The sequence below is a fragment of the Variovorax sp. 05N34 genome (assembly GCF_056397405.1).
This window is the reverse complement of sequence record NZ_JBFTNI010000025.1, coordinates 1-4181: the sequence shown is the minus strand read 5'-3', so window position 1 is coordinate 4181 and position 4181 is coordinate 1. Positions and strand designations below refer to the sequence as shown.

The window sequence follows — 4181 nt, the reverse complement described above, 5'->3', positions numbered from 1 at the left end:
GCTTCGACTGCTGCGTTCAATGCAAGGATGTTCGTCTGGAATGCAATGCCGTCGATCACGCCGATGATGTCCACGATCTTGCGCGACGATGCATTGATGGAGCCCATCGTGTCGACCACCTGCGAGACGACACTGCCGCCCTTGACCGCCACTTCGGAAGCGGACACCGCAAGCTGATTGGCCTGGCGCGCGTTGTCGGCGTTCTGCTTGACGGTCGATGTGAGCTCTTCCATCGAAGCGGCGGTCTGCTCCAGCGAGCTCGCCTGCTCTTCGGTGCGCGAGGACAAGTCCTGGTTGCCCGTGGCGATCTGGCTCGATGCCGTGGCGATGGTGTCCGTGCCCGTACGCACTTCGCCGACGATCTTCACCAGGCTGGCGTTCATTTCTTTCAGGGCCTCGAGCAAGAGGCCTGTCTCATCCTTCGTCTGCGCTTCGATGCGGCTGGTGAGATCGCCGGATGCCACTGACTGCGCAATCTTGACGGCGTGGGCCAGCGGCTTCGAGACGAGGCGCGCAATGAAGACCGCCAGCAGAAGGCCCAGGGCAACGCTGCCGATCAGCAAACCGAGCACCCATCGGCGGGCTTGCGCATAGACCGCATCGCCCATTTCGCTGGCATTGGCCGCGCCCGTCGTATTCACCGTGGCAAGCTTGTCCAGGATGGTGTTCAGTTCACGGTTCAGCCGCAGCGATTCGCCACGTACCAGCGCCGTCGCTTCTTCGTTGCGCTGCGCTCGCGAAAGGACGATCACCTTTTCATGCTCTTGCGCATACTGGTCGAGCAATTTGACGAGCTCCGGGTAGGTGGCCTTCTCCTGGGGATCGGACATGAGCTTTTCGTAGACCGCGCGGGTCTTCGTCAGTTCGTTCCAGGTAGCGCCCATCGACTTCTCGTAGTCGTTCATCTCCGCCTCTTGCGACGAGAGGATGTGTTGCAACTCCTGCGCCCTGTAGCGCGACATCAAGCCCTTCAATTCGAGCAGCGAGCGTGTGGAGGGCATCCAGTTGGTGGTGATGTCGGTCGACATCTGGTTGACCTTCTCGAGCTGCACGATCGAGAAGACGCCGACGAGGACGGTCAATGCAAGGACCGCAATGAAGGACGCGAGAAGCTTGGTCGCGAGCCTGAGGTTGTAGAACGCTTTCATGATTTCTCTATGGGCAATCGCCCTCTGTGATGTATTTGGAAGATGTCCGCGCTCGTTCAGAACTCGGTCCAGTCGCCCGCGCCCGCGCTGGCGCTGCTCACGGCCAGTTGGGGTTCGACGCCACGACCGTTGGCCCGTGGACTCTGGAGAGCCTTGTTGCGTGCTTCTGCCGGTTTGCGCGGCGCGGCTGCCGCCGGCGGTAGGCTGGGCTTGGAGTGGCTCCTCGCGTCCAGCTTGAAGGTTCCGACCACGTGCAAAAGGCCCCCGGCCTGCTCCTGCAGTGATTGCGCTGCTGCCGATGCTTCTTCCACCAATGCCGCGTTCTGCTGCGTGACCTGGTCCATCTGCGTGATAGCCTGGTTGATCTGCTCGATGCCCGACGTCTGCTCCTGGCTCGCGGCAGTGATCTCGCCCATGATGTCCGTCACGCGCTTGACGCTGTCGACGATCTCTTCCATGGTCTTTCCGGCTTCGGCCACCTGCTTGCTGCCTTCCTCGACCTTCTCAACCGAGTCGCCGATGAGTGTCTTGATTTCCTTGGCTGCGGCGGCTGAGCGTTGGGCCAGGCTGCGCACTTCGGAGGCCACCACGGCGAAGCCGCGGCCCTGCTCGCCAGCGCGGGCGGCTTCGACYGCTGCRTTCAAKGCAAGGATGTTSGTCTGGAATGCAATGCCGTCGATSACGCCRATGATGTCCACGATCTTGCGCGACGATGCATTGATGGAGCCCATCGTGTCGACCACCTGCGAGACGACACTGCCGCCCTTGACCGCCACTTCGGAAGCGGACACCGCAAGCTGATTGGCTTGGCGCGCGTTGTCGGCGTTTTGCTTGACGGTCGAGGTGAGCTCTTCCATCGAAGCGGCGGTCTGCTCCAGCGAGCTCGCCTGCTCTTCGGTGCGCGAGGACAAGTCCTGGTTGCCCGTGGCGATTTGGCTGGACGCCGTCGCGATCGTGTCCGTGCCCGTACGTACTTCGCCCACCACCTTTGCAAGGCTGTCGTTCATGTTCTTCAGCGCCCGCATCAACTGGCCGGCCTCGTCGCGGCTATGGACTTCGATGCGCGAGGTCAGGTCACCCGCTGCGACCGTCTCCGCCACCTTGACGGCCTCGGCCAGAGGACGAACGATGCTGCGCGAGATGAGGAAGGCGAAAGCCGCACCGATCAGCACCGAGAGGACCGTCAGGATCGCCCTCAGTTCGAAGGCGCGCTCGTTGGCCGCGTCGATGGCCTGGCTCATGTCGTTGATCGCCTTGCGCTCCATCGACAGGAGATCGAGCACGCTGCTTTCATAGGCCTTCGCAGCAGGCAGGAAGGATTGCTTGAAGACCCGCTCCGTTTCCGCGACGTCGCCGCTGGCCTTCGTTTTTCCGACGAGGTCCTTGGCGGTCTGATATTTGGCGCGGAGCTCGACGATGGTCTTGTACAGCTTTTTTTCCTCGTCGACGACCAGGAGAGCCTCGACCTTGCTCATCGTTTCGCTCCCCTTCTTGACGCTGTCGGAGATGACTTCGGCAAAAGTGACTGGAAGCGTGTCGTCGGTGGTCTTCGCGATCATCGACGTGCGCGCGATGGCCGAGTAGGTGAGCACATACCAGTCGGAGATGAGCCGCTCCTTGGCAAGCGGGCTCTCCATCATGTGCCGCGTCGCCGCGGCAGTGTTCCGGGCACTGTTCAGTGCAAAGACGGATGAGAGAATCGTCAAGCCCAGCACCACGGCAAAGCCGATGGCCAGACGCGTTCCGATGCGTATGTTGGATAGAAAATTCATGATGAGGCCCGCGGTGTGGGTTTGCTTGAATCAGGCTGTGGCCGCGGCTTCGACCAGGCCCATTTCGTCGCTGGACATCAGGCGGTCGATGTCCACCAGGATCAGCATCCGCTCGTCCAGCGTGCCCAGTCCGATCAGGTAGTCCGTGTCCAGCACCGAGCCCATCGCGGRCGCAGGCTTGATCTGCTCGGCCGCCAGCGTGATCACGTCGGAGACGCTGTCCACCACCATCCCCACCACGCGTCCCGCGATGTTCAGCACGATCACCACCGTGAACTGGTCATAACTCGGCGTGCCCAGCGCAAACTTGATGCGCATGTCGATGATCGGAACAATGATCCCGCGCAGGTTCACCACACCCTTGATGTACTCCGGAGCGTTGGCAATGCGCGTGACCGCGTCGTAGCCTCGAAGCTCCTGCACCTTCTGGATGTCGATGCCGTATTCCTCGTGCCCGAGGGTGAAGGAGAGAAACTCCAGCGGCTTGCCGGCGTTTGCGGCATCTGTGGTCTTGGTCAACATCTTGTTTGCTCCATGCTTGATTGGGTGAATCTGTGGCGCTTCGCGATCACGCGAGCGCCGGTCGGGCTGATTCGAAACTGAAGACGCCCACCACTTGCGAGAGGCTTCCAGCCTGCTCCTGCAGTGATTGCGCTGCCGCGGATGCTTCTTCCACGAGTGCGGCGTTCTGCTGCGTCACCTGGTCCATCTGCGTGATCGCCTGGTTGATCTGCTCGATGCCCGACGTTTGCTCCTGGCTCGCGGCAGTGATCTCGCCCATGATGTCCGTCACCCGCTTGACGCTCTCGACGATCTCTTCCATGGTCTTGCCCGCTTCGCCCACCAGCGCGCTGCCCGCATCCACCTTGCCCACCGAGTCATCGATGAGGCCCTTGATTTCCTTCGCCGCCGCTGCGGAGCGCTGYGCAAGGCTTCGCACTTCAGAGGCCACCACAGCAAAGCCGCGGCCCTGCTCGCCGGCGCGTGCSGCTTCCACCGCYGCGTTCAGTGCAAGGATGTTGGTCTGGAACGCGATGCCATCGATCACGCCGATGATGTCCACGATCTTCCTGGACGATGCATTGATCGAAGCCATCGTGTCCACCACCTGGCTGACCACGCTGCCGCCCTTGACCGCGACTGCCGAGGCCGACACTGCGAGTTGGTTCGCCTGCCGCGCGTTGTCCGCGTTCTGCTTCACCGTGGAGGTCAGCTCTTCCATCGAAGCCGCCGTCTCTTCCAGCGAACTCGCCTGCTCTTC

General features: G+C 61.9%; 4 protein-coding genes. All 4 read right to left on the bottom strand.

Features of this window, described 5'->3' with window-relative positions; all coding sequences use genetic code 11:
* The coding region (locus AC1DMA_RS30050; RefSeq protein ID WP_478146467.1) for an MCP four helix bundle domain-containing protein at positions 1–1148 on the bottom strand (1148 nt) is incomplete at its 3' end.
* Between the two features lie 56 nt (positions 1149–1204).
* Complete coding sequence (locus tag AC1DMA_RS30045; RefSeq protein ID WP_478146466.1) at positions 1205–2920, bottom strand: methyl-accepting chemotaxis protein; 1716 nt, start codon at positions 2918–2920, stop codon at positions 1205–1207.
* A gap of 30 nt (positions 2921–2950) precedes the next feature.
* The gene (locus AC1DMA_RS30040; RefSeq protein ID WP_478146465.1) at positions 2951–3442 is read right to left on the bottom strand and encodes a chemotaxis protein CheW; all 492 of its coding nucleotides are present in this window, start codon (positions 3440–3442) and stop codon (positions 2951–2953) included.
* A 46-nt stretch (positions 3443–3488) separates the two neighbouring features.
* Positions 3489–4181: methyl-accepting chemotaxis protein (locus tag AC1DMA_RS30035; RefSeq protein ID WP_478146464.1), on the bottom strand; the 693-nt coding region annotated here is incomplete at its 5' end.